General features: G+C 62.5%; 6 protein-coding genes. 2 read left to right on the top strand and 4 right to left on the bottom strand.

Features of this window, described 5'->3' with window-relative positions; all coding sequences use genetic code 11:
* Together ACTS2Z_RS04255 and ACTS2Z_RS04250 are read right to left on the bottom strand one after the other, a co-directional pair.
* Positions 1-128: sodium-dependent bicarbonate transport family permease (locus ACTS2Z_RS04255; protein ID WP_442571986.1), on the bottom strand; the 128-nt coding region annotated here is incomplete at its 3' end.
* Between the two features lie 26 nt (positions 129-154).
* Positions 155-1,303, bottom strand: a complete 1,149-nt coding sequence (locus ACTS2Z_RS04250) for a homogentisate 1,2-dioxygenase (RefSeq protein WP_442571985.1) — start codon at positions 1,301-1,303, stop codon at positions 155-157.
* A 212-nt stretch (positions 1,304-1,515) separates the two neighbouring features.
* Here ACTS2Z_RS04250 and ACTS2Z_RS04245 point away from each other — a divergent pair, with 212 nt between their 5' ends.
* Both ACTS2Z_RS04245 and ACTS2Z_RS04240 read left to right on the top strand, forming a co-directional pair.
* Complete coding sequence (locus ACTS2Z_RS04245) at positions 1,516-2,004, top strand: hypothetical protein (RefSeq protein ID WP_442571984.1); 489 nt, start codon at positions 1,516-1,518, stop codon at positions 2,002-2,004.
* On the top strand, positions 2,001-2,261 hold the full coding sequence (locus ACTS2Z_RS04240; RefSeq protein ID WP_442571983.1) for a helix-turn-helix transcriptional regulator: 261 nt from the start codon (positions 2,001-2,003) through the stop codon (positions 2,259-2,261). The genes ACTS2Z_RS04245 and ACTS2Z_RS04240 overlap by 4 nt, the downstream gene beginning before the upstream one ends.
* 7 nt (positions 2,262-2,268) lie before the next feature.
* On the opposite strand, the gene ACTS2Z_RS04235 is transcribed toward ACTS2Z_RS04240, so the two are convergent.
* Both ACTS2Z_RS04235 and ACTS2Z_RS04230 read right to left on the bottom strand, forming a co-directional pair.
* Complete coding sequence (locus ACTS2Z_RS04235; protein ID WP_442571982.1) at positions 2,269-3,309, bottom strand: glycerophosphodiester phosphodiesterase family protein; 1,041 nt, start codon at positions 3,307-3,309, stop codon at positions 2,269-2,271.
* 72 nt (positions 3,310-3,381) lie between these two features.
* The coding region (locus ACTS2Z_RS04230) for an isoaspartyl peptidase/L-asparaginase (RefSeq protein WP_442571981.1) at positions 3,382-3,741 on the bottom strand (360 nt) is incomplete at its 5' end.

Below are 3,741 nucleotides of genomic sequence, written 5' to 3'. Positions count from 1 at the left end.
GAGAGCGCCTTGGCTATCGCTTCAGGTATGGAGAGATCCGAACGCACCAGAGCCGCGATCAGTCCCAGCACGAAGAAGAGGATGGGCGGCGAGATCAGATTGGCTTCCGCCAGCGTGAAAATGTCCAATCGATGCCCCCCGGCTGCTGCTGGCGCTACTCAGCGGCCTGCTTCGGTTTCCACGAGTGAACGTAATCGAGATTCTCGACGCTGGAAGCACCTTCGCCCACATCCAGCGGATCACGCGTGTCGATCATCACGGCATACTCGTCCGTCGCCGGCTTTTTCTGGGTCAGCATGTTGGCCAGTGCCTTGGGGTGGGGGCCATGGGTGAAGCCTGCCGGATGGAAGGTCATCATGCCGGCATCGATACCGTCGCGGCTGAAGAAATCGCCCGCGTGGTAGAACAGCACTTCGTCATAGTCGTTATTGTTGTGGAAGAACGGCACCTTCAGCGCGCCCGGATCGGTCTCGAAGGGACGCGGCGCAAATGTGCACACCACGAACCGGTCAGACAGGAAGGTCGTGTGGGCGCTCGGCGGCACATGATAGCGATGGCTCATCAGCGGGCGGATGTCGCGCACGTTCAGGCGCACCGGGTAAAGCTCGCCATGCCAGCCCGCCGCATCGAGCGGGTTATAGGGATAGGTGATACGGCTCACTTGGCCGCGCTTCTTCACATGGACCACCCATTCATGGTCCTCATCGGCCTGCTGGGCGCGGAACGCCTCGTCCATGGACGGCACATCGAGCACGGCCGGGTCAAAGATCGCATGCGGGCCGACAAGGCCGCGGTCCGGCAAGGTGTAGTGGGTATTGGTGGCCTCAACCATCAGCACGGCTGTCGGCTCGGACGGCACCAGGCGCCACATCGTCGCGCGCGGCAGGACAATGTAATCGCCAGCCTCATAGGCCAGATGCCCGAAATCGCAGAATAGCGAACCGGCACCGGTATGGATGAAGAGAAGCTGGTCGCCATCGCCATTGCGGGCAAGACCGCTCATCGGCCGGTCGAGCTTCCAGAAACGGATGTCGCAGCCCTTGTTGTGGAGGACGGACGGGCTCGACCACGGCACATCATCAGGGCGATTCAGGCGGGCCAGATCAAACGCGCGCGGCTGCAGCGGGCCTTCAAACTTGACCCAGCCGGTCGGCGGGCGCTTGTGATGCAGGAAGGCGGCGGGACCGAAAAACCCCTCCTTGCTCATCTCGCGCTCATAGGGCGCGTGCTCGGGCAGGTCGGCATGGGCCTGACGCGAGGCGTCGCCTTCGCTGCGCGAGGTGTAGATCCATTTGCGCGACATGACATGTCCTCCGTTATGCGGGCGGCAATTTAGTTTCATCTGAAACTAAATGAAAGAGGCTTGTCTTCAAGCCGGGAGCGCCATCAGACAGCGTGCCCGAGGGTGCTCCCAGCCGCAATCCAACCTGCGCCACCATTTCTGTCGATATTTTAATTTGGGCAGATGATATAAAATTTGCTACATTCTTGTCAGTTATTGCTACGGAGATGCTCATGTCCCGGTCACAGGGCGCCTATGGACGCTATATGAAGCGCACGTTTTCGACCCCGCTCGCGGAAAAATTCCAGTCGCGGCGCACACGCCGTCTGCTCGTACTGGCGGCCATCGGCAATTCCGTCGCCGTGATTGCCCTGCCCCTGATTACGGGCATCGACTGGCTGGGCCTTCCCTTCTTTCTCGCGTTTTTTCCGCTCGCCGGATGCGTGAACCTGAGCGTGCGGGGCGTTACCGAAATCCCGCCCTCGGCACTTGATGAACGCCAGGTGCAGTTGCGTGTCTTCAGCATGTCTGCGGCCTACTACCCGGCAGTCCTGCTGGCCTTTGCCGCCGGTGCGTTTGCGCCCTGGCTGCTGGACACCTTGCCGCTGCCGGTTGCGGTAGGCGCCGGGGGCATCGTGGGCGGCACGCTGATGGGTCTGCCGGCCTTGCTGCTGGCATGGCGCCTGCCGGATGAAACTGCCGCGCTGGACGACGAGGCATGAGTGAACGCGGCGTCCGCCTTTACACACGCCTGCCCATGCTGCGCGCCGAGCGCGCCATGAGCCGGCGCGAACTGGCCGATGCTCTGGAGGTTCACTACCAGACCATCGGCTATATCGAGCGGGGCGAGTACATGCCGTCGATGGAAATCGGGCTCAAGGCAGCCGCGTTGTTCGGACTGCCGGTCGAAGCGATATTCTCGCTTGAGCCTTTTCCGACACTCGACGAAGCAGCCTTGGTACGCAAGGCCTCCGGCTGACGCGTCCCTATTGCTGCGTGCACGCCCGGAAAGCGGCGACGGTGTCCTGACGCTCTTCCAGAGCCTCATAGGCCGTCCAGTGCAGGTCAGTGGCAATCATTGCGACTCCTGCCTCGGCAAAGTCGCGGTAGATGGTGCTGTCACCGCTTTCCAGAACGGCGCCATCCAGGTGCCAGAGCGTACCGGCCACGGGCGGAATGCCAGCATCGTCCAGATGGCTCCAGACCGAAGGGTCGAGCTCGCGCTGCACCCCCATCCACCCGACGAGCCGCTCGGTATTGACCCCGGCTGCAGAGAGGGCGGCGAGGCGCTCAGGCTCGGTCAGCTGGATGGAGACAACGACATCACCATTGGCCTGCGCCGCGCGCAGCGCATCTTCCTCGGTATAGGTAATGACCATCGCATAACCCAGCGCATCGTGCGCCACGATGGCCTCTACCAGTTCTTCAACCGGCACCGTGCGTTTCAAGTCGAGTTGCACGTACGCCCGGCCGCGCGCCCAGTTGAGCACTTCAGAAAGGCTAGGAATGCGATAGTTCGTGACCTCACCTTCATTGTCGACCAGTTGAAGGCCGGTCAGCTCGGCAAAGGTCAGGTCCTCGACATTGCCCGTTCCGGTCGTGGTCCGCTCCAGGCTCTCGTCGTGCATCATGACCAGGACGCCATCGGCGGTACGCCGCACATCCATCTCCAGCAGCATCGGTCCACCCGACAGCGTGTTGGCAAAGGTTTCTATCGCGTGTTCCGGAAACCCGGGCTCTACGCCGCCACGGTGCGCGCTGATCAGGGTCGTGTCGCGGTCCATCAAGCAGCGCAGCACATCGGGAATATACTGCCCTTCAGGCGTTACCGCCGCAACGAGAGGTTCAGGCAACGCGCCCTGCTCGGCGATCTGTGTCACCTCGGCGAGGCGTTGCTCAGCTTCGGAAATCTGTGCCGGCGGTTCGGGAGACTCGATCTCGCCAACCGGTTCACTGCAGGCAGAAAGGAACGCTGCCATCGAACAGGCAGCAAGCAGGTCAAGACGGAGCCGGGGGAAGCGTTGCATCGCGGTTTCCTCGAAAACGGGCTGGATCAGGGCTGCATTGCCTCTGTCACGAGGAAGGGGCAGACCGCAAGCCTACTCGTCACCATAGATGGCGATATAGCGCTCGCGTCCCTCGCCCCAGCTGGCGCGGTACATGCCGGGCGTGTTCATCGCCCAGACCGGCTCGCCCAGATAGATCATGACGATCCCGCCATCGCCGCCATCTTCCAGAAGCACATTCATCATCTCGTCGGCGGCGGCCTGGGCGGCGCCGTCAATCCCGTCGCTCATGGCACGGATTTCCGCTTCCCGGCACACCGTGGCAGCGACGTTGAAGCGGATGAAATACTCGCCAGTGCCGGTGGCCGAGAGTCCGCAGCGATTATCAGCCCATGTGCCCGCCCCGATGATCGGCGTGTCGCCGACCCGGCCCCAGCGCTTGGCGGTCGTGCC

It is taken from the genome of Glycocaulis sp. (genome assembly GCF_052168375.1).
GTDB lineage: Bacteria > Pseudomonadota > Alphaproteobacteria > Caulobacterales > Maricaulaceae > Glycocaulis.
The sequence above is the reverse complement of the archived record's forward strand: the minus strand, read 5'-3'. Positions and strand labels throughout refer to the sequence as shown.